Origin of the sequence: Enterobacter sp. MGH85, from assembly GCF_001037655.1 — a bacterium.
Taxonomy (GTDB): domain Bacteria; phylum Pseudomonadota; class Gammaproteobacteria; order Enterobacterales; family Enterobacteriaceae; genus Enterobacter; species Enterobacter intestinihominis.
In genome coordinates, this window is sequence record NZ_KQ089925.1 from 1,554,668 (window position 1) to 1,574,394 (window position 19,727).

At 54.3% G+C, this 19,727-nt stretch carries 19 protein-coding genes, 1 tRNA gene and 1 pseudogene; 12 read left to right on the forward strand and 9 right to left on the reverse strand.

Annotated elements, in window-relative coordinates; genetic code table 11:
• The first annotated feature begins 1 nt into the window (after position 1).
• The 3 genes from lsrB to lsrG are packed head-to-tail and all read left to right on the forward strand — an operon-like array spanning position 2 to position 2,192.
• On the forward strand, positions 2-1,003 hold the full coding sequence (gene lsrB / locus SK51_RS07330; RefSeq protein WP_023307027.1) for an autoinducer 2 ABC transporter substrate-binding protein LsrB: 1,002 nt from the start codon (positions 2-4) through the stop codon (positions 1,001-1,003).
• An 11-nt stretch (positions 1,004-1,014) separates the two neighbouring features.
• Positions 1,015-1,902 carry a 3-hydroxy-5-phosphonooxypentane-2,4-dione thiolase gene (gene lsrF / locus SK51_RS07335; RefSeq protein ID WP_023307026.1) on the forward strand — a complete coding sequence of 296 codons (888 nt, stop codon included), beginning with the start codon at positions 1,015-1,017 and terminating at the stop codon, positions 1,900-1,902.
• The gene (gene lsrG, locus SK51_RS07340; protein WP_022649458.1) at positions 1,899-2,192 is read left to right on the forward strand and encodes a (4S)-4-hydroxy-5-phosphonooxypentane-2,3-dione isomerase; all 294 of its coding nucleotides are present in this window, start codon (positions 1,899-1,901) and stop codon (positions 2,190-2,192) included. Before lsrF ends, lsrG begins: the two co-directional genes overlap by 4 nt.
• Positions 2,193-2,277: 85 nt before the next feature.
• On the opposite strand, the gene ygjG is transcribed toward lsrG, so the two are convergent.
• Complete coding sequence (gene ygjG / locus SK51_RS07345; protein WP_022649457.1) at positions 2,278-3,657, reverse strand: putrescine aminotransferase; 1,380 nt, start codon at positions 3,655-3,657, stop codon at positions 2,278-2,280.
• 422 nt (positions 3,658-4,079) lie between these two features.
• Between ygjG and SK51_RS07350 the strand changes: the two genes are divergently transcribed.
• Complete coding sequence (locus SK51_RS07350; RefSeq protein WP_023307025.1) at positions 4,080-5,600, forward strand: methyl-accepting chemotaxis protein; 1,521 nt, start codon at positions 4,080-4,082, stop codon at positions 5,598-5,600.
• Positions 5,601-5,839: 239 nt separating this feature from the next.
• On the forward strand, positions 5,840-7,399 hold the full coding sequence (locus SK51_RS07355; protein ID WP_048206632.1) for a methyl-accepting chemotaxis protein: 1,560 nt from the start codon (positions 5,840-5,842) through the stop codon (positions 7,397-7,399).
• Here the strand turns inward: SK51_RS07355 and SK51_RS07360 are convergent.
• On the reverse strand, positions 7,396-7,890 hold the full coding sequence (locus SK51_RS07360) for a PadR family transcriptional regulator (protein ID WP_017382401.1): 495 nt from the start codon (positions 7,888-7,890) through the stop codon (positions 7,396-7,398). The two genes, SK51_RS07355 and SK51_RS07360, sit on opposite strands and share 4 nt — an antisense overlap.
• 145 nt (positions 7,891-8,035) lie before the next feature.
• On the opposite strand from SK51_RS07360, the gene SK51_RS07365 reads away from it, so the two are divergent.
• On the forward strand, positions 8,036-8,800 hold the full coding sequence (locus tag SK51_RS07365) for a siderophore-interacting protein (RefSeq protein WP_023307023.1): 765 nt from the start codon (positions 8,036-8,038) through the stop codon (positions 8,798-8,800).
• Here the strand turns inward: SK51_RS07365 and SK51_RS07370 are convergent, their stop codons facing one another.
• On the reverse strand, positions 8,801-9,970 hold the full coding sequence (locus tag SK51_RS07370; RefSeq protein WP_023307022.1) for a coiled-coil domain-containing protein: 1,170 nt from the start codon (positions 9,968-9,970) through the stop codon (positions 8,801-8,803).
• A gap of 450 nt (positions 9,971-10,420) precedes the next feature.
• Entirely contained in the window at positions 10,421-10,912 is a 492-nt protein-coding gene (locus SK51_RS07375) for an Hcp family type VI secretion system effector (RefSeq protein WP_023307021.1), read from the reverse strand.
• Between the two features lie 206 nt (positions 10,913-11,118).
• Here SK51_RS07375 and SK51_RS07380 point away from each other — a divergent pair, with 206 nt between their 5' ends.
• The 5 genes and pseudogenes from SK51_RS07380 to SK51_RS23600 all read left to right on the forward strand — a co-directional run bounded on the left by SK51_RS07380 (position 11,119) and on the right by SK51_RS23600 (position 13,324).
• Positions 11,119-11,511, forward strand: a complete 393-nt coding sequence (locus SK51_RS07380) for a polymorphic toxin type 44 domain-containing protein (RefSeq protein ID WP_023307020.1) — start codon at positions 11,119-11,121, stop codon at positions 11,509-11,511.
• Positions 11,489-11,953, forward strand: coding sequence for a hypothetical protein (locus SK51_RS07385; RefSeq protein WP_023307019.1), 465 nt, complete (start codon positions 11,489-11,491; stop codon positions 11,951-11,953). The genes SK51_RS07380 and SK51_RS07385 overlap by 23 nt, the downstream gene beginning before the upstream one ends.
• A gap of 77 nt (positions 11,954-12,030) precedes the next feature.
• A complete protein-coding gene (locus SK51_RS23595) occupies positions 12,031-12,429 on the forward strand; it encodes a hypothetical protein (protein WP_050582625.1) in 399 nt (132 codons plus the stop codon).
• Between the two features lie 8 nt (positions 12,430-12,437).
• Positions 12,438-12,551, forward strand: a pseudogene (gene lysC, locus SK51_RS25565) (Rz1-like lysis system protein LysC); the annotation flags it as partial.
• 53 nt (positions 12,552-12,604) lie between these two features.
• On the forward strand, positions 12,605-13,324 hold the full coding sequence (locus SK51_RS23600) for a hypothetical protein (RefSeq protein WP_050582624.1): 720 nt from the start codon (positions 12,605-12,607) through the stop codon (positions 13,322-13,324).
• Between the two features lie 573 nt (positions 13,325-13,897).
• Here SK51_RS23600 and SK51_RS07400 read toward each other — a convergent pair.
• Entirely contained in the window at positions 13,898-14,470 is a 573-nt protein-coding gene (locus SK51_RS07400; RefSeq protein WP_023307017.1) for a serine acetyltransferase, read from the reverse strand.
• Between the two features lie 228 nt (positions 14,471-14,698).
• Positions 14,699-14,774: transfer RNA gene (locus tag SK51_RS07405), tRNA-Ile, on the reverse strand.
• A 124-nt stretch (positions 14,775-14,898) separates the two neighbouring features.
• Between SK51_RS07405 and mug the strand changes: the two genes are divergently transcribed.
• Positions 14,899-15,405 carry a G/U mismatch-specific DNA glycosylase gene (gene mug / locus SK51_RS07410; protein ID WP_023306981.1) on the forward strand — a complete coding sequence of 169 codons (507 nt, stop codon included), beginning with the start codon at positions 14,899-14,901 and terminating at the stop codon, positions 15,403-15,405.
• A 102-nt stretch (positions 15,406-15,507) separates the two neighbouring features.
• Here the strand turns inward: mug and rpoD are convergent, their stop codons facing one another.
• From rpoD to rpsU, 3 genes are all read right to left on the reverse strand, one after another.
• Positions 15,508-17,352 carry an RNA polymerase sigma factor RpoD gene (gene rpoD, locus SK51_RS07415; RefSeq protein WP_006812010.1) on the reverse strand — a complete coding sequence of 615 codons (1,845 nt, stop codon included), beginning with the start codon at positions 17,350-17,352 and terminating at the stop codon, positions 15,508-15,510.
• Positions 17,353-17,505: 153 nt separating this feature from the next.
• Positions 17,506-19,251 (reverse strand): DNA primase, encoded by a 1,746-nt coding sequence (gene dnaG, locus SK51_RS07420; RefSeq protein WP_003862574.1) that lies wholly within the window; start codon positions 19,249-19,251, stop codon positions 17,506-17,508.
• A 115-nt stretch (positions 19,252-19,366) separates the two neighbouring features.
• Positions 19,367-19,582, reverse strand: a complete 216-nt coding sequence (gene rpsU / locus SK51_RS07425) for a 30S ribosomal protein S21 (RefSeq protein ID WP_001144069.1) — start codon at positions 19,580-19,582, stop codon at positions 19,367-19,369.
• Positions 19,583-19,727 lie beyond the last annotated feature (145 nt).

Sequence of the window (19,727 nt, forward strand, 5' to 3'; positions counted from 1 at the left end):
GATGAAAACAAAACTGCTCGTCCTGGCAATGGCCCTCAGCTTCGCTTCGGCGCAGGCGGCGGACCGCATTGCCTTTATCCCGAAACTGGTGGGTGTGGGATTCTTCACCAGCGGCGGCAACGGCGCGAAAGAGGCGGGGAAAGAACTTGGCGTGGACGTGACTTACGACGGCCCGACCGAGCCGAGCGTCTCCGGCCAGGTGCAGTTGATCAATAACTTCGTCAACCAGGGCTATAACGCCATCATCGTCTCTGCCGTGTCGCCGGACGGTCTCTGCCCGGCGCTGAAGCGCGCGATGCAGCGCGGCGTGAAGGTCCTGACCTGGGATTCCGACACCAAACCGGAGTGCCGCAGCATTTACATCAACCAGGGCACGCCGGAACAGCTGGGCGGCCTGCTGGTGGAGATGGCAGGCAAGCAGGTCACCAAACCGAACGCGAAAGTGGCGTTCTTCTACTCCAGCCCCACCGTCACCGACCAGAACCAGTGGGTGAAAGAGGCGAAGGCCAAAATCGAGAAAGACCATCCCCAGTGGCAGGTCGTCACCACGCAGTTTGGCTATAACGACGCCACCAAATCCCTGCAAACTGCCGAGGGGATCTTAAAAGCCTATCCGGATCTGGATGCGATCATCGCCCCGGACGCCAACGCCCTGCCGGCGGCGGCACAGGCGGCGGAAAACCTGAAGCGGGAAGGGGTGGCGATTGTCGGCTTCAGCACGCCAAACGTGATGCGTCCGTACGTTGAGCGCGGCACGGTGAAAGCCTTCGGCCTGTGGGACGTGGTGCAGCAGGGCAAAATTGCGGTCAATGTCGCCGATCGTTTGCTGAAAAAGGGCGATCTTAACCCTGGCGACAGCGTGGAGGTGAAAGATATCGGGACGCTGAAGGTCGAGCCGAACAGCGTGCAGGGCTACCAGTATGAGGCGAAGGGCAACGGCATCGTGCTGCTGCCGGAGCGGGTGGTGTTCACCAAAGAGAACATCAACAAATACGATTTCTGACGGGGGAGCAAATGGCTGATTTAGACGACATCAAAGACGGCAAGGATTTTGGCATCGGTACGCCGCAGCAGAATGTGCCGTACACCCTGAAGGGCTGCGGTTCGCTCGACTGGGGCATGCAGTCCCGGCTTTCGCGCATTTTCAACCCGCAGAGCAACCGCACGGTGATGCTGGCCTTTGACCACGGTTACTTTCAGGGACCGACCACCGGTCTTGAGCGTATCGATCTCTCCATCGCGCCGCTGTTTGGCGAAACCGACGTGCTGATGTGTACCCGCGGCATCCTCAGGAGCCAGGTACCTGCCGCGACGAACAAACCGGTGGTGCTGCGCGCCTCCGGCGGTAACACGATTCTGGGCGAGCTGTCTAACGAGTGCGTGGCGGTTGCGATGGAAGACGCGCTGCGCCTGAACGTCTGCGCGGTGGCGGCGCAGGTCTATATCGGAAGCCCGTTTGAACATCAGTCGATCAACAACATCATCAAGCTGGTGGATGCGGGGGCACGTTACGGCATGCCGACGCTGGCGGTGACGGGCGTGGGTAAAGAGATGGCGCGCGACGCGCGCTATTTCTCGCTCGCCAGCCGCATCGCTGCCGAAATGGGGGCCCAGTTCGTCAAAACCTACTACGTGGACGAGGGCTTTGAAAAAGTGACCGCCAGCTGTCCGGTGCCGATTGTTATCGCGGGCGGCAAAAAGCTGCCGGAGCATGAGGCGCTTGAGATGTGCTGGCGGGCGATTGACCAGGGCGCGTCCGGCGTGGATATGGGGCGCAACATCTTCCAGTCCAGCGCGCCGCTCGCCATGCTGAAGGCGGTGAAGAAAGTGGTTCACGAGAATATGAGCGCCCGTGAGGCGTTCCAGTTCTGGCAGGAAGAGAAACAGGGAGAAGCAAAATGAACGTGACGCTGGTGGAAATCAACATCAAACCCGAGCGGGTGGATGAGTTTCTGGAGGTATTTCGCGCCAACCACGAGGGGGCGATCCAGGAGCCGGGAAACCTGCGCTTTGACGTCTTGCAGGACCCGAGGGTGAAAACCCGGTTCTTTATCTATGAGGCCTATAAAGACGAAGAGGCAGTGTTGGCGCATAAGCAAACGCCACACTATCTGGCGTGCGTGGACAAGCTTGAAGAGTTGATGTCAGAGCCGCGCAAAAAACGCTGCTTTGTGGGGTTGTTGCCGGAGTAGCGTTTTGCCCGGTGGCGCTGCGCTTACCGGGCCGACATCTGCAGTATGTTGTAGGCCGGGTAAGCGTAGCGCCACCCGGCGTTTTTTACGCCTCTTCCACGCTCACCCGCAGCGCCGCCAGCGCCTTACGCGCCGCCTTCAGCACCTGCTCACACTGCTCAATGGTGAGCGTCAACGGTGGCTCAATGCGGATGGTTTTCGAGTTGTTGAGCGTTCCCGCCACCAGTACCCGCTGGCGGAACATCTCGCTTGCGAAGCTATAACCGGTTTCGTTATCAACGAACTCAATCGCCATCAGCATCCCTTTCCCGCGTGCATCCTGTACCAAATCCGGGTATTCCCGGCCCAGCTGACGGAAGCCGTCCAGCAGCATGTCGCCTTTCTGCTCCGCCTGCGCAGGCAGGTTTTGCTCCAGCAGCACGTTGATGGTGGCCAGCGCTGCCGCACAGGCCAGCGGGTTACCGCCAAAGGTGGTGGTATGTAAGAACGGGTTGTCGAATAGCACCGAGAAGACCTCCTCAGTGGCGACCGTTGCGCCAATCGGCATCACGCCGCCGCCGAGCGCTTTCGCCAGGCATAAAATGTCTGGCTGAACGTTCTCATGCTCGCAGGCGAACATCCTGCCGGTACGCCCCATCCCGGTCTGCACTTCGTCGAAGATCAGCAGCGCGCCAAACTCATCGCACAGCTGACGCACGGCGGGCAGATAGCCCTGCGGCGGGAGGATCACGCCTCCTTCGCCCTGAATCGGCTCCAGGATCACCGCCGCCACGTCGTCGCCGGTTTTACGGCATTCACTCAGCATGGTGCGCATGGCGTTGATGTCGCCGAACGGTACGTGGCGGAAGCCCGGCAGCAGCGGCATAAACGGTTTGCGGAAGGTGGATTTGGCGGTAGCAGACAGTGCGCCCAGGGATTTCCCGTGGAACGCGCCGCTGGTGGCGATAAAGGTGAATTTCCCGCGCGGCGACTGGTACGCTTTGGCGAGTTTAATCGCCGCTTCGACCGATTCGGTGCCGCTGTTGCTGAAGAAGCTGTATTTCAGCTTACCGGGCGTTAAGGCTGCCAGCGTTTTCGCGAGCATGGCGCGAAGCGGATCGAGCAGTTCCTGGCTATGGAGAGGTTGTTTCGCAAGTTGATTCTGTACGGCGGAAACCACAACTGGATTACGGTGCCCCACGTTGAAAATACCAAAACCACCCAGGCAATCGATAAACTCCTGTCCCTGGGTGTCGACAAGCGTATTCAGACTCCCCGCTTGCCACTCTACGGCTCCGTAATCCCCGCCGGCGGTAACAGATTTGCGATACTCCAGAAAACCAGGATTCACATGCTCTTTAAAGTAATCAATGACCTCACGGTTAAGTTGTTTCATCTCCTCATGATCAAGCGTTCGCTTTTCAATGAGATTCAGTGCGTGCGCGGTACAGGCAAGAGCCGAGGCGCTGGAAGGTAACCTGTTCAAAATATGCTCCCGGGGATCGCGTATCACATGATACTGAGTTAAGTATTGCAGGGATTACGCCACCTCAGATGCCTTAACAAAAATCGGGATAAACGCCAGGTGAAATCAGAGTTGCACAATATTTAATCATGCCATCGCGCGCCGCACGGGATAAGGGATAACGAGCCGGGGATGGGGTTTCGTCAATTGCACTGCTCCAGGGCAGGAAATGCGCCTTAAGTGTGCGCCGGGGGATCATGCTTTGTAGGTAGTTTAGTGTCGAAAGTATTTTAAATCAATTAATTAGAAAAGCGTACGAAAAGTGCGGTTTAACCGAGATTTGCGATCTCAATCATATTTAACAACTAAAGATAAATTTTTTATCGCCGAAAAAACATAAGCCACAAAATTAACATTCAAATAACCTGCAAGGGATGCTCACTATGTCCTCTCCTGACTATGTCACCCAGAATGAATATCCGCTGGACGATGACACCACGCTTATGTCGACCACCGACCTCCACAGCTACATGACCCACACTAACGACACCTTTGTGCAAGTGAGTGGCTTTACGCTTCAGGAGTTGCTCGGGCAGCCGCACAACATTGTGCGCCACCCGGATATGCCGAAAGCGGCTTTTGCCGACATGTGGTACACGCTGAAAAAGGGCGAGCCCTGGAGCGGGATTGTCAAAAACCGACGTAAAAATGGCGATCACTATTGGGTACGCGCCAATGCGGTACCAATGGTGCGTAACGGTCAGATGACGGGCTATATGTCCATTCGTACCCGCGCCACCGAGGACGAGGTCGCCGCGGTGGAGCCGCTTTATAAGGCGCTCAATGAAGGACGTAGCAAAAAACGCATTCATAAAGGGCTGGTGGTGCGCAAAGGCTGGCTCGGCAAATTACCGGCGATGCCGCTGCGCTGGCGCGTGCGTAGCGTAATGGCGGTACTTTTTGCGGTGATGGCCGCAACGCTGGTTGCCAGTGCCGCAGGCTGGGCTTCGCTGGTGGCGGCAGCCGTGGTGATGCTGCTTGGCACCCTGGTGTTTGAGCAACAGATTGTCCGCCCGGTGGAAAACGTCGCACGGCAGGCGCTCAGGGTCGCTACCGGCGAGCGTAACAGCGTGCAGCATCTTAACCGCAGCGATGAACTGGGGCTGACGCTGCGGGCCGTCGGACAACTGGGGCTGATGTGCCGCTGGCTTATCAACGACGTCTCCAGCCAGGTGGTGAGCGTGCGCGACGGCAGCGACAGGCTGGCGCAGGGTAATGAAGATCTCAACGACCGCACGCGCCAGACCGTGGCTAACGTGCAGCAGACCGTGGCAACAATGAACCAGATGGCGGCGTCGGTGCAGAGTAACTCTGAGACCGCAGCCGAAGTCGACAAGCTGTCGATGGCTGCCAGCAGCGCGGCCACGCAGGGCGGCACCGTGATGCAGACCGTGGTGAAAACCATGGATGACATTGCCGACAGTACCCAGCGCATTGGCTCTATTACCTCGCTTATCAATGACATCGCCTTCCAGACCAATATTCTGGCGCTGAACGCCGCGGTTGAGGCGGCACGCGCGGGCGAACAGGGGAAAGGCTTTGCGGTGGTGGCGGGCGAAGTGCGTCATCTTGCCAGCCGCAGCGCGAACGCGGCTAACGATATTCGCAAGCTGATCGACGCCAGCGCCAGCAAAGTGCAGTCGGGCGCCGATCAGGTCCACGCCGCGGGACGTACCATGGATGATATTGTCGAGCAGGTGAAAAACGTCACGCAGCTTATCGCGCAGATCAGCCACTCCACCTCCGAGCAGGCGACAGGCCTGACAGAGCTGACCCGTGCCGTGGCAGAACTGGACAGCATTACGCAGAAAAATGCTGACCTGGTCGAAGAGAGCGCGCAGATTTCCGCGATGGTTAAGCACCGGGCCGGACGTCTTGAAGATGCGGTTACCGTGCTGCATTAAGAAATGCATGCTTCGATAAAGCCGTTTATTCCTCCGGGGTAAACGGCTTTTTTGTTTTTCAGAATAAGTTATGTTGTTAATGAAATATTAAGTAACTAAAAAAAATACCCGATTTTTAATTGCTACGCCCCGGATTCATTGAAAGTGAGAAATAAAAAAACGATCAAAGTCATAAAGTTATCGCGTTTCCTACCGATAACAGCGATCGTCTGAGAAATAATCACATCGATGGGGTAAATATGTTCATACATGACGTAAAGATCGGCACGAAATTATTTCTGGCGTTTGGATTATTTATTGTCCTGATGGTCGTCAGCGCAAGCTTGTCTCTGATGAGCCTGAATCGGGCAAACAATGGAATGCAAACCATTCTTACCAGCGACTATCCAACTACGGTAAAAGCGAACCAGTTAATCGACAACTTCCAGGAATTTATCAGCACGCAGCAGCTCATGCTGCTGGACGAACAGGGAATGTACACGACGCAATCAGAACAGCGTCTGAAGGCGATAAGCGAGCGCATCACCGCAATCCTGAGCGAGCTGGACAACGCTCTCAAGGATAAAAAATCCCAACAGGTGCTGGCGGACATCCACGGCGTACGCCAGCAATATCTTGACTCGCGCTACCGCATTTTGCAGGCCGTGCAGAATAACGACCGTGCAGGCGCGATAAACGAGATGATGACCAACACCCTGGACCTGCAACAGTCTTATAAAGCGAAAGTGCAGGCGCTGATTGCGATCCAGGATCATGAAATGCAGAGTGCGGGCGAGCAGGTGGAAGGCGATTTCCGCACTAATCGTCTGCTGCTGATCCTGATTACGCTTTTCAGCGTCGCGGCAGCCAGCCTGACTGGCTGGTTCATTGTGCGATCCATTACCCGCCCGCTGAACGACGCGGTGAATTTTGCGGAGGCCATCGCCGATGGCGATCTCACCGGCAGCATTACCTCGCACGGTAAAGATGAAACTGGACTGCTCCTCACCGCACTGATGGAGATGAAAACGCGCCTGCTGGAGATTGTGCAGCAGGTGCAAACCGGATCGGAAAACATCTCCAGCGCCGCCGCGCAGATTGTCGCAGGCAACCAGGATCTGGCTGCCCGCACTGAGGAGCAGGCCAGTTCCGTTGAACAGACGGCCGCGTCGATGGAGCAGATTACCGCCACGGTGAAGAACACCGCGTCCCACACCGGAGAAGCGACGAACCTGTCTGCCGATGCGGCTGCCGTGGTCAAAAACAACGGCGAGATGATGAAGCAGGTCACCAGCAAAATGCGCCTGATTAACGAAACATCGAACAGGATGTCCGACATTATCGACCTGATCGACGCCATTGCCTTCCAGACCAACATTCTGGCGCTGAACGCGGCGGTCGAAGCGGCGCGCGCAGGTGAGCATGGTCGCGGCTTTGCGGTGGTGGCGGGTGAGGTACGCCAGCTCGCGCAGAAAAGTGCAACATCTGCGAGTGAGATCCGCCAGCTGATTGAAAGCTCCACAAGCCAGACGCAGGACGGCATGAACCTTGTGGAGAAAGCCAGCGGGCTTATCAACGGCATGGTCGGCAACGTGGAAGAGATGGACGACATCCTGCGTGAAATTCGCCAGGCCAGCCATGAACAGAAGGAAGGTATCTCGCAGATCAACAGCGCGATTGGCCTGATAGACGCCACCACCCAGCAGAACTCCGCGCTGGTGGAGGAGTCCGTTGCGGCGGCGGCATCCCTTAACGAACAGGCGATGCACCTCAAAGAGCTGGTCCGCGTGTTCCGCGTGAGCGACGGCGTGCTGGCTTAATCCAGCTGGGAGATCTCCAGTGCCGCGCGGTCAATCACGCCGATAATCTGTTTTAACTGCGCGTCGCTGAGTTCTCCCTGATTAACCTTCAGATCCAGAACCGCTTTGAAGTTATCCAGCGCCCGCTTCATCTGTGGGTTTTTGCGCAGCTGGAACCCGACGGAGCGCGCCTTGATACGCGTCTGGATCTGCTCCAGCTGTTCCCGATTGTCATCCAGCCATTGCTGCCCGGCGGCGTTAATCGCAATCCGCTTACGGCCGTTCTCTTCTTCGGTAATGGTGATCAGCGCCTGATCCTGCAAGTAATCCAGCGTCGGGTAGATCACGCCAGGGCTTGGCGTGTAATGTCCCTGCGTCAGGTTCTCGATCTCTTTAATCAGCTCATAACCATGGCTCGCGTTGCGGGTCAGGATATCCAGGATCACCAGCCGCAAATCACCATGGCCAAAAAATCGTGGCCGGCGTCCGCCGCCGTCGTGTTCGTGTCGCATGTTTCTTCCTCAATTTGATATATCTAAACTATATCTAAGATATATTCAGATGCAATCTAAAAGATCTTGATTTCTGAGTTAATAGCAATCATTATCATTAAAAATTCATTCCGATATATCGTATTCACCTGAGAAGGGCATCAACATGGCATCTACCCGTTACCCTCAACGTGTCCGCAATGACCTGCGTTTTCGTGAGCTGAACGTGATGCGCACTGAGCGAGTCAGCGCAGGATTTCAGCGCATTGTACTAGGCGGCGAGGCGCTGGAGGGCTTTAGCTCTCGCGGCTTTGACGACCATACCAAAGTCTTTTTCCCGGCACCGGGCACCCCTTTCGTGCCGCCTGTGGTGACCGATGAAGGCATCGACTGGGGCGACGGGGTGCGTCCGCAGGCTCGTGACTACACCCCGCTGTACGATGACGAAAAACACGAGCTGGCGCTCGATTTTTTCGTGCATGATGGCGGCATTGCCAGCAAATGGGCGGTAGAGGCGAAGGTGGGCGACAAGCTGACCATCGGCGGTCCGCGTGGTTCGCTGGTGGTGCCGGAAGATTACGCCTGGCAGTTGTACGTGTGCGACGAGTCGGGTATGCCCGCGCTGCGCCGCCGTTTAGAAAGCATCGCAAAACTGCCTGTTCCCCCGGCGATCCACGCCATCGTCACCGTGGGCGATGCGGCGTACCAGGACTATCTGGCGCACCTGAGCGGGTTCAACATCACCTGGGTTATCGGCCACAACGAGCAGGCGGTAGCCGACCATCTTGCAGCGCTGGCCGTGCCGGAAGAGGATTACTTTATCTGGCTGACCGGAGAGGGGAAGGTGGTGAAACGCCTGAGCCGTCAGTTTGAAACCGACGCAATTGACCCACAGCTGGTACGTGCCAGTGCGTACTGGCACGCCAAATAATCAGGCTGCGGGATCCAGCTGCGCTTCGCTCACCTGATGTTCGAGCGAGGCGCATACCTCTCTCAGCGCTTTCTCCTGCTGGGCAAAGTAGGCTTCCATATTGCTGAGCGACGAGACGAGCAGCCAGGACTCTTCCTTCTCCAGCTCTGCCAGCTCGTTCACCAGGGTGTCGATTTGCTCACGCACCTGCGCCATTTTTTTGCGAATACGTTCCAGGTCGTTCAGCCTGTCGCTCGCCATCATCGGCTCAAACCCTTGTTGCAGACGGGCGACCAGCGAGCGAATGGCCTTCACGTCGCCGCGCTGTTTGGCCTGGTTGAGTTGCACCATCATCCTGTTGGCTTCCTCTTTTAAATCATCGGCAACCAGATCCGGGTGGCATAGCTTGCTCGCCTGACGCCAGAGCCGCTTCAGCTCGTTCCGATCCTCTTCAGAGAGATCCTTGCCTTTACGCAGGCGCACTTCGGCATCATGATGCTGTTCGCGATACTTTTTGTATTCTTCGTTGGCCTCATCGCGCGCCTGACGAGCTGGCTCTTCTTCACGCGTTAAACCGGTCTCCAGCTCCATCGCTTCGGCCAGCAGGTTGGCAATCAGATTACTTTGCTGCTGAAGATGCTTGCGCGCCTCTGCCGCCTGAACGGAATCCGCAGGCAGATCTCGCCAGCGCCGGGTGAGCGTTGTCAGAACCTCTACGGCCTGCGCCATATAGCGCTGGCAGCGGCGGTAATCCTCTTCCCGACGACGCGTCTCCGCCTGCTGACGACGCAGGTTAAGCTCCGCCAACGTTTTACGCAGGGTGAGGATCTGCTGCATCAACGGCCCGAGGCGGGAGAAATAGAGATCGTTGAACTCATCAAGCTGCTGTACCCGGGCGTTACGGCGATCAATCAGATCGCGCAAGCGCTCTTCCAGAGCCTTCAGCTCCAGCTTGCTGGCCGCCAGTTGCGGGTCACGCCACGGGGTAACGGCGCGCTGGCTTTGCAGCCAGGCGGTGATAGCGCGAAGGGCTGCGGTGTAATTTTTCTGCTCAAGCGCCGCGACGATGGACAGGAGATTATCGTCAAAGGCTTCCTCTTTGAGACGTTTCAACTGGCTCCGGATGATGTCGTCATCTTCCAGCTCAATGGCATTTTTAATGATTTCTAGCCGTTTGATCGGTGTGCTCATGATGCCTTTCGCTCTGGCGCTTAAGTATTTGAGTTAAGGTTAGTTGTTGTAAAAGCTACAGGAAATAATACACACGGATGATGATCGGCGCGATGGGGGATTTCTTTAGTTTTTAGGGTTTGTGAAAGAGTGAGAGTTATTGAATCTTCCTTCTGGAACGGGGAGCACGTGGTTAAATGTGACCTTAGAGTTCACTTTTGAATGCGTGAGCCGAGAAACTCGAAAATTTGGGGTTCTGGAGGCATGCAGCGGTACGCCGCAATAACTGCCAGAGAATGCTTAACAGCATTAAGCATGATTAAAATACCCCAAATGTATAAAAAGTGCGGAGAGCTGGCACCAGGTGATCGCGCGGGATGTTGCCATTGAGGGGAGGCTACGTGCTGGCAAACCGAGGGGGCGAAAGTATTGGCACTAAAAACAATACAGGGCGGATTAACCGCCCTTTTTTTACGCTGTAACCCGCTCGTTCCACGCGTCCGAGTATTGGATGTTCCCATCGCAATACTTCCAGGTGATCCGCTCATAGCGGAGCTGTATTCCCTCATTATGATTGTGTATCTGTAACGCTGGCTCTTTACAGTTATGCATGACGGGGTTAATGCTGACTACCCGGACGTTTTCAAGCAGCATATTGAAATATTCAACCTCCTGGCCCGCATCGTTGATTTTATACCACTTGATCTCTGCGCTTTTCAGCGTTTGGCCGGTGGCTACCGCTTTGTAGAGATACGGGCTGGAGCTATCAAACTCTTTTTCAATTACGAGCGGCGCGTGTAAGCGCGTGCCGGTGATCTTGCCTGTGTTACTATCGGTCGGAACTAACAAGCCGTGACTAAAAGAGAGTATCTCTATACTACCTTCTCTATTTTGAACATCCACAGATCCCTTAATCGGGTTGCCGCCATCATCCTTAAGCCATAGATAAGCAGGAATAGCCATTTTTAAAACTCCATTTCCATTGAGGGTAAACCCTCATTAATGACTAAATACGGATCGCAGGTGATACAAATTGTGTTATAGGTTCGTGTTATTTAATTTCGTTACTTATTGATGTTGCAAATAAAATTAATAAATTGATCTTCAGCAATACGCGTTACCGTTATTGCTCTTATGTTGCCCTTTTTGCCTGGCAGAAAGGAAGAACGATGGCATGTATACCGATTTATCCACCCCGCGGGCTGGAGATATTGCGCGAACACATAAGGCTCGCGCGGGCGCGTCACGAAGTCCAGAATATGGCCGCCCCGCTTACGTATACGTGGTTTTATGAGCGAGTAAGAAACGGCGGGCCGTGGGATTACAAACAACAAAAACGGGCTTATGCTGACTTCGGGAATTTCCATTACGGCGCTGTGGGTTATGCAGCGTGCATCCCTGCAAAGATTTTGCTTATTGCTGCCGGCGCGGCGCAGTGGAAAGCCGGCACATCAAGACCCGAATGGGGTAATTTCATGGGGGCCCCGCCGTTTGGTGATGATCCGATTGACCAATTTTGGATAAAGCAAGGCATCGACTATGTTAAACAGCATCACTTTTAGGACGCTGCACTGGATCGCCACTATTCTTATGGCCCTGGCGGTCGCGGGATACTGTTATTTCCAACATATACAGCGTTTAACTGTTAGTGATCGGCTATATCAAGTTCGCCAGCTCACGCCCCGGACCTGGTTATACATTACTGAGTATGACGGCTCGAACATGACCACCGGGGAAGTGTATCGTTATTTTTTAGCGAGTAAGATTGACGGTGATCCGCTGGTGGCTCTCGAAAAACAACATATCGCGCCCACGCTTACAGCGAATACCGCCCGCGCAAAAGTTGAAGGCATAGGCAACAATATCTCATTTACTGTTCACGGCACAGTGTACAGCTTTACAACGTCCGCATTTTTTTATGATGCTGAGGGAATAGCGGCCGTGCCGTCAATTGACTTAACGGCCCGCGGCGAGAGCTGGGACAAGGGGAAATTTAGTCGATAGATAAATATTTATTTAAAAATCCCTTGCGGTCGGGTCAATGACCCGATGAGCAGCGTGTAAGTTTTCACGGCGTACCCGTGCGATATTGGGAAACAGCAGCATCCACCGGGCAAAGGTCTGCCCCACATCAGCCAGGCGATTCAGCAGCGGATATCCAGCCAGACAGTGGCGGCGATACACCGATCTGGTGTTGCGCTGGTTTACCGGGTACGTGGAACGCTCAGCAACCTGCTGAAAGCGACTTTCAGCGTCTGTTTGTTCGTAAACTGGTCGGCGTATTCGAACGCCTCTGGCCATGTTCCTTCCAGCCCCCCACGCTGCGCGACGTGGCTAGCTGGCTGACAGAGCACAGCGGCCTGACCTTCAGCGTGCCGGATGCAGATTATTTAGACCGTCCGATCCCACATTTCACCCACAGCGGAACGGGGTATCAGCTACTGGATAATCTCGGAAAGACCTTCGGCATACAGCGCTGAGCTGCCTGATGTTGTGCGCAGGCTGCACACCCGCGCCGGTTGCGCCTCCGCCGGTCATTGTTTACAGCGCCTGCCCGAAAGTGAGCTATTGCCCGATGCCGGGAACCCGGATAAAGACACACCTGTTTATTCAGCTGTACCGCTACCGATTCCTATGGCGGGTAATGATTCGGGGATGTTCCAGTTTCCGCCCGAAGGGACGCTGGTTGAGATCGCTTTCACTGGCGGACGGCCGGATAAGCCTTTTGTGCGGCAGACCGTGCCGGACGGAACCAGTCTCCCGGATATCCAGCCAGGCGAGCAGCTGCAACAGCAGCGTGCGGAAGTGTCGCAGCGCGTCACCCAGGCGGGTGACTGGGTGAGGCAGACAGACCAGACGATCAGTGAAACCTCTATGGCGCGGGTGGTTAAGGCCGATACAGAACAGCGGGAGCTGGTCAGCCGCGAAACCACGGTTAAGGCCACGGATAAAATTACCGTGCTGGGCACGTCCACACTACTGGCCGGAGCCATTCAGCAGGTGTGTACGGGGGATTACAGCCAGGCAGTCAATAATCGCGTGGCGAGTATCGGCGGCAATGATGAAACAGACATAGCCGGGAGCAAGACAGTCACAACGGGTAAAGACCTGGTTGAGAAAATTGGCCAGATACCTAAAAGCGTGGCGGCCGTGCAACAGCAGATTATTGCCCCGGTGGTGTGGATTGGCTCTGGCACCATCAACGTGGCACAGCTGATGCTCGACACGCTCGACGTGGTTAAAGAGCTGGCAGAGCAAACGGCAAGCCACACGCACAGCAATACGGGAGCACCGACCAACGCGGGAGCCATCCGGAACACGGGAACGAAAGCGGACACGCTGAACGGCAAATATTCCCCGGTGATTGGCAAGTAAATCAGTCCAGAACATAACCCGCGTAAGCGGGTTTTTTGATGCCCTTCATCCCCTGGCGGGGATATCTCTTTTCTTACCACTTAAGCGGCTATCGCTACGCGCTGTCAGCGGCGCTCTGGCGCGTTCAGCCTTTTCGCACACTCAGAGCCACCCTTAAAACAGATCGTGTCCACAGCGGGGCGCTGGCGCGTCACAGCATGGCCAAAAAATCTTTCACAGACCAAAATCGCACTACACCGCACCCGCCTGCGGTTTTTGGATCATAAAAATTTTTCAGTTTTATTTTTCTACAAACCAGACCGCCAGACCGCGCCAGTGCGGGCGGTCTTGCGTAAAACCAGAACTGAAAAGATTGAAAAAAATTTCAGTGTTTTTCACTTTTATGGATCTGTGGAGGATCTAATGAAATTCGTAACTATCAGATAGTTAATAACATTTTAGATTTTATGTGAAAAAAGAAGATCAAATTGTGAGAGGCGAAAAACTCAGGGAAAACCCGCACGGTGAGAGCTGGCGCGGGTTTGGTGGCAGGAAGTCACTTTTAAAAAACTGAAACGTGTAGCAGTGCCTGTTTCATGCTGCATGTAATTTGTTCGGTATGACATGCAAAGTCTTTTCGCTGTAGACGGTGGTGTTACTGGGAATGTCTTTGTTCACAAATGACATAGCGCCGATTACAACGTTGTCACCGATGCGAATCTTATCTGAGATGATACAGGAATTCGCGCCAATGCTGACATTGTTGCCAATAACAATGGATATCGGCTCTTTATGAATACTAGCACCGGTAATGCCAATCGTTGTGTTCTGTCTGATACGCAAAGAGTGGCCGATGACAGCGGAGCCGTTTATCACTATCCCGTGATGGTGGGAAATCACCAGTCCGGGTCCGATGTGTGCCCCTAACTGAATCTCAGTTCCATATTTGAAAATGAGGTTTCTGTTTATCTTCGCAGCTCGTTTTTTCAGGAAGTTACTGTCTGAATGATGCCAGTACGAAGCAATGCGCCACCAGAAGTGGAAACGGCGATTGGGGCATTTGATAGCTTTATGCAGCACCCTGAACCATGAAAATGTTTTTGAACTCATCATTACTTCCCGGCGCAAGCATTCATGCAAATGTTCTAATTGTAATTTTTTATCCATATCGTCTTATCCCTTAGCATTTGTGCGGAAATTTAAATGTAAAAGGTGTGAAAGGCAATCTTGAGTTTCCCTTTATCAGACGTATTTTTAGCCCGAATTTTTGCAAACGATGCTTGATACATGACGCAATCGGTAATGTGAGGGGACAAAAAGGGGACATCCGCAATCCCAACAACAAAAAAGCCACTCAATCGAGTGGCTTAACGGGATGATTCTAAAGCTAAAATTTGGTGGCCCCTGCTGGACTTGAACCAGCGACCAAGCGATTATGAGTCGCCTGCTCTAACCACTGAGCTAAGGGGCCGTGGCGGTGAATTATAAAGTAACTCACCTCAGCAATCCAGCCATTCACACCTGCCTGCTGTTTTTATAAACAACGCATAATCAATCCTTTATACTTATCTTAAGATGCATAGACAGGAGTAGAGATGATCAATGATATTCTGGCCCCTGGCCTGCGGGTGGTGTTCTGCGGAATCAACCCGGGCAAGTCCTCGGCGCACACCGGTTTTCACTTTGCTCATCCGGGAAATCGCTTCTGGAAGGTGATCCACCAGGCCGGTTTTACCGACAAACAGCTTAAGCCGGAAGAAGAGCAGCAGCTGCTGGATACGCGCTGTGGCATCACCATGCTGGTCGAGCGTCCAACGGTGCAGGCGAGCGAAGTAAATCTGCATGAGCTGCGTACTGGCGGGCGGGAACTGGTGAAGAAGATTGAAGACTACCAGCCCGCGGCGCTGGCGATCCTCGGCAAGCAGGCCTACGAGCAGGCGTTCAGCCAGCGCGGTGCGAAGTGGGGTAAGCAGAACATTACCATTGGCATAACGCAGGTTTGGGTGTTGCCGAATCCGAGCGGGCTGAACAGGGCGACGCTGGACAAGCTGGTGGAGGCGTATCGGGAACTTGATGAGGCGCTGGTGGTGAGGGGGCTTTAGCTCCTCTGCGGCCTGATGCCCTCACCCTGGTCCTCTCCCACAGGGAGAGGGAATAAACAAAAAAAAAGCTCCCGATTGGGAGCTTTTTGCGGTTTACATGGGTTAGTCGTCCAGGAAGCTACGCAGTACTTCAGAGCGGCTCGGATGGCGCAGCTTACGCAGCGCCTTCGCTTCGATCTGACGGATACGTTCGCGGGTCACGTCAAACTGTTTACCCACTTCTTCCAGCGTGTGGTCGGTGTTCATATCGATACCGAAACGCATACGCAGCACTTTCGCTTCACGGGCGGTCAGGCCAGCCAGCACGTCGTGCGTAGCGGCACGCAGGCTCTCGGTGGTGGCAGAGTCCAGCGGCAGCTCGAGGGTGGTATCCTCGATGAAATCACCCAGATGCGAATCTTCATCATCACCAATTGGTGTTTCCATGGAGATTGGCTCTTTAGCGATTTTCAGCACTTTACGGATCTTGTCTTCCGGCATCAGCATGCGTTCAGCCAGCTCTTCCGGCGTCGGCTCGCGACCCATCTCCTGCAACATCTGGCGAGAAATACGGTTGAGCTTGTTGATGGTCTCAATCATATGCACCGGAATACGGATGGTGCGCGCCTGGTCTGCGATAGAGCGGGTGATCGCCTGACGGATCCACCAGGTAGCATAGGTGGAGAACTTGTAACCACGACGGTATTCAAACTTATCTACCGCTTTCATCAGACCGATGTTGCCTTCCTGAATCAGATCCAGGAACTGCAGGCCACGGTTGGTGTATTTCTTGGCGATAGAGATAACCAGACGTAAGTTCGCTTCAACCATCTCTTTCTTAGCACGGCGGGCTTTCGCTTCACCGATAGACATACGACGGTTGATGTCTTTCACCTGCTCGATGGTCAGGCCGGTCTCTTCTTCAATCTGATGCAGCTTTTGCAGGCCGCGCTGTACGTCTTCTTTCACGTCGTGCAGCTTTTCAGACCACGGCTTGTTCATCGCGATAGCGGCGTTGAACCAGGTTTCGCTGGTTTCATTGCCGGTGAAGAGGGTGATGAAATTCTTCTTCGGCATTTTGCACTGTTCAACACACAGCTTCATGATGATACGTTCCTGGGTACGTACGCGATCCATCATCACGCGCATGCTGTTCACCAGGTAGTCGAACTGTTTTGGCACCAGGCGGAACTGTTTGAACACTTCCGACAGCTTCAGGATCTCTTCCTGAGCGGCAGCATGGCTGCGGCCTTTCGCTTTGATGGTGTCACGCGTCACTTCGTACTGAGTACGCAGCTCGGCAAACTTCTCGCGCGCCAGTTCAGGGTCGATGCTGTTGTCGTCGTCGCTGCTGTCGTCGTCTTCTTCTTCATCTTCGTCTTCGTCGTCATCCATCTCTTCCTGAGACAGCTCAGAACCGACGTGAGTGGCGGTTGGCGCCATATCTTCTTCAGCGTTCGGGTCGACAAAGCCAGTGATCAGATCGGACAGACGCGCTTCTTCCGCTTCAACGCGATCGTACTGCTCCAGCAGATAGGTAATCGCTTCCGGGTATTCGGCAACAGAGCACTGAACCTGGTTGATCCCGTCTTCGATGCGTTTTGCGATGTCAATTTCGCCTTCGCGGGTCAACAGTTCAACGGTACCCATTTCACGCATGTACATGCGGACCGGGTCAGTGGTACGCCCGATTTCAGATTCCACGCTGGACAGTACCTGTGCAGCAGCTTCTTCCGCATCTTCGTCAGTGTTGTTGGAGGTTTCAGCCAGCAACAGATCATCGGCATCCGGTGCTTCTTCCATCACCTGAATGCCCATGTCATTGATCATTTGGATGATATCTTCGATCTGATCTGAATCGACGATATCTTCCGGCAGATGGTCATTGACCTCGGCATAGGTCAGATAGCCTTGCTCCTTACCGCGTTGGACAAGAAGTTTCAGCTGTGACTGCGGGTTTTGCTCCATAAGACGGTATCCACACTTAATTCGTTTGATTGGTGTCGGCGATAGGGCTGCCAACCTTTAAAGCGAGGGCGTACTTATATTTTTGCCGCTGCCTCTCAGTGCGGCTGCCGGGGGCTTCCCGATCGATATTCGGCACTTAAGCCGTTAAATTTTTTATTTCTTCGCCAGTTCCTGGTTAATCATCCAGAGCTCCCGGCGTTCTTCGCTGCTTAAGCCATGGGTGCGCTCGCGAGCTATCAACTCTTCCTGGCGCAACTCAAGCATCGAATCAAACATATGGTTGAGTGAGTCGGTGAACGTTTTTTCTGCGATATCCTTATCTGCTATATCGTCCCACATCGACAGTTTTTCAAGGGTAGCGGCCTCTTTTGTGCCGCGATAATGCTCTAAAAGTTGTCCGGTGGTCAGACCTGGCTGAGACAAACAAGTGTTGACCAATTCTGAAAATAAGCCAAGTCCGGGCAATTTTTCGTGGTTCAAACCCGCCAGTGACGGCACTTGCGGAGCAAGTTCGGGGTTTTGCACCAGCAACCCTATCAGTATACGCATGGTTGTGCGTTTTAGCTGAGGCGCGGGGCGTACCGTGCCGTTTTCAGCCTGTTTAGGCATTAAACGTTCAAGCTGGCTGTCATCCAGAATGCCGAGCTTGTTGCCTAACTCCTGACGCAGATAGATGCGCAGCGTTTCGCCGGGCACCTGGCTGATTAACGGCAGCGCCAGCGTGCTGAGCTGCGCGCGCCCGTCAGGGGTACTCAAATCAACCTGCGGCATCAGGCTGTTAAACAGAAACGTGGAGAGCGGCTGTGCCTGCTCCATCCGCGCTTCAAATGCCGCTTTGCCCTCTTTACGCACCAGCGTATCCGGGTCTTCACCGTCGGGCAGGAACATAAAGCGTAGCTGACGCCCGTCGGTCATATACGGCAACGCGGTTTCCAGCGCTCGCCAGGCGGCGTCGCGTCCTGCGCGGTCACCGTCGTAACAGCAAATCACGTTGTTGGTGACGCGGAACAGCAACTGGATATGGTCCGCCGTGGTGGACGTTCCCAGCGACGCAACGGCATAGTTAATGTCGTACTGCGCCAGCGCAACAACATCCATATAGCCTTCGACGACCAGAAGACGCGGAGGTTCCGCATTATCCTGCTGTGCCTCATAAAGACCGTAAAGCTGGCGGCCCTTATGGAAAATATCGGTTTCCGGGGAGTTAAGGTATTTCGGCAGGGCATCACCCAGCACGCGACCACCAAAACCTATCACCCGGCCACGCTTGTCGCGGATCGGGAACATCACCCGTTCACGGAAGCGGTCGTAGCTTCGTCCCTGGTCGTTGGTGACCAGCATGCCTGCGTCGATGAGGGATTTACGATCTTCGCTATTGCCGCCAAAACGCTTTAACACGTTGTCCCAGCCGGGCGGGGCGTAACCAATAGCGAAACGCGCAATCACATCGTCGCTCAGTCCGCGCTTGTTCAGATACTGACGCGCAGGCTCAGCCGCAGAGTGCTTAAGAGACTGTTGGTAAAACGAATTCAGGCCATCCATCAACTGATATAGCGTTTGCCGCTGATGGCGCTCGATCTGACTTGGTCCACTGCCTGCTTCATATGGCACTTCAAGGTTATGCATCGCCGCCAGCTCTTCGACGGTTTCAACGAACTCGAGCTTATCGTAGTTCATCAAAAAATCGACGGCATTACCGTGTGCGCCACAGCCGAAGCAATGGTAGAACTGCTTTTCACCGTTTACGGTGAAAGAGGGGGTTTTTTCGTTATGGAACGGACAGCACGCATGGTAGTTCTTGCCCTGCTTTTTTAGCTTCACCCGCGCGTCGATGAGATCGACGATGTCGGTTCTGGCAAGCAGGTCATTGATGAAAACGCGTGGGATTCTTCCGGCCATATGCCCCAAAAATTTAAGCGACTTATAAACGAAAACAAGCCGCGCATTCCTTCCGGAAGCACGGCCTTACGACTACAACTCTGTCTGTCAATTGAGGGCTGTGGCCCTCAACAGATTAGTACAGACGAGTACGGCGTGCGTTTTCGCGAGCCAGTTTCTTCGCGTGACGTTTCACAGCGGAAGCTTTAGCGCGCTTACGTTCGGTCGTTGGTTTTTCATAAAACTCACGACGACGAACTTCAGCCAGAACACCTGCTTTCTCGCATGAACGTTTGAAGCGACGCAGTGCTACGTCGAACGGCTCGTTTTCACGTACTTTAATTACCGGCATGTAACTCTCACCTTTAATAAATTCGGTTTGCCGCTGGCATCAACGCCAGCTTATTTCAAAATGGTGCGGAATTTTACTGCAAATGCTGCTGCTTTGTAAAGCACCGATGCGATTTTGAAAGGGACTTTTATAAGGGGGAAGAGTA

Excerpts from the sequence above, each read along its gene's own strand:
- SK51_RS23600 (WP_050582624.1), top strand. The coding sequence starts at position 12,605 with ATGTTCCAGTTTCCGCCCGAAGGGACGCTGGTTGAGATCGCTTTCACT.
- SK51_RS07375 (WP_023307021.1), bottom strand. The coding sequence starts at position 10,912 with ATGGCTATTCCTGCTTATCTATGGCTTAAGGATGATGGCGGCAACCCG.
- SK51_RS07350 (WP_023307025.1), top strand. The coding sequence starts at position 4,080 with ATGTCCTCTCCTGACTATGTCACCCAGAATGAATATCCGCTGGACGAT.
- SK51_RS07385 (WP_023307019.1), top strand. The coding sequence starts at position 11,489 with ATGTTAAACAGCATCACTTTTAGGACGCTGCACTGGATCGCCACTATT.
- SK51_RS07400 (WP_023307017.1), bottom strand. The coding sequence starts at position 14,470 with ATGGATAAAAAATTACAATTAGAACATTTGCATGAATGCTTGCGCCGG.
- SK51_RS07360 (WP_017382401.1), bottom strand. The coding sequence starts at position 7,890 with ATGCGACACGAACACGACGGCGGCGGACGCCGGCCACGATTTTTTGGC.
- lsrF (WP_023307026.1), top strand. The coding sequence starts at position 1,015 with ATGGCTGATTTAGACGACATCAAAGACGGCAAGGATTTTGGCATCGGT.
- lsrB (WP_023307027.1), top strand. The coding sequence starts at position 2 with ATGAAAACAAAACTGCTCGTCCTGGCAATGGCCCTCAGCTTCGCTTCG.
- SK51_RS07380 (WP_023307020.1), top strand. The coding sequence starts at position 11,119 with ATGGCATGTATACCGATTTATCCACCCCGCGGGCTGGAGATATTGCGC.
- lsrG (WP_022649458.1), top strand. The coding sequence starts at position 1,899 with ATGAACGTGACGCTGGTGGAAATCAACATCAAACCCGAGCGGGTGGAT.
- SK51_RS07365 (WP_023307023.1), top strand. The coding sequence starts at position 8,036 with ATGGCATCTACCCGTTACCCTCAACGTGTCCGCAATGACCTGCGTTTT.
- dnaG (WP_003862574.1), bottom strand. The coding sequence starts at position 19,251 with ATGGCCGGAAGAATCCCACGCGTTTTCATCAATGACCTGCTTGCCAGA.
- rpsU (WP_001144069.1), bottom strand. The coding sequence starts at position 19,582 with ATGCCGGTAATTAAAGTACGTGAAAACGAGCCGTTCGACGTAGCACTG.
- mug (WP_023306981.1), top strand. The coding sequence starts at position 14,899 with ATGATCAATGATATTCTGGCCCCTGGCCTGCGGGTGGTGTTCTGCGGA.
- SK51_RS07370 (WP_023307022.1), bottom strand. The coding sequence starts at position 9,970 with ATGAGCACACCGATCAAACGGCTAGAAATCATTAAAAATGCCATTGAG.
- SK51_RS07355 (WP_048206632.1), top strand. The coding sequence starts at position 5,840 with ATGTTCATACATGACGTAAAGATCGGCACGAAATTATTTCTGGCGTTT.
- rpoD (WP_006812010.1), bottom strand. The coding sequence starts at position 17,352 with ATGGAGCAAAACCCGCAGTCACAGCTGAAACTTCTTGTCCAACGCGGT.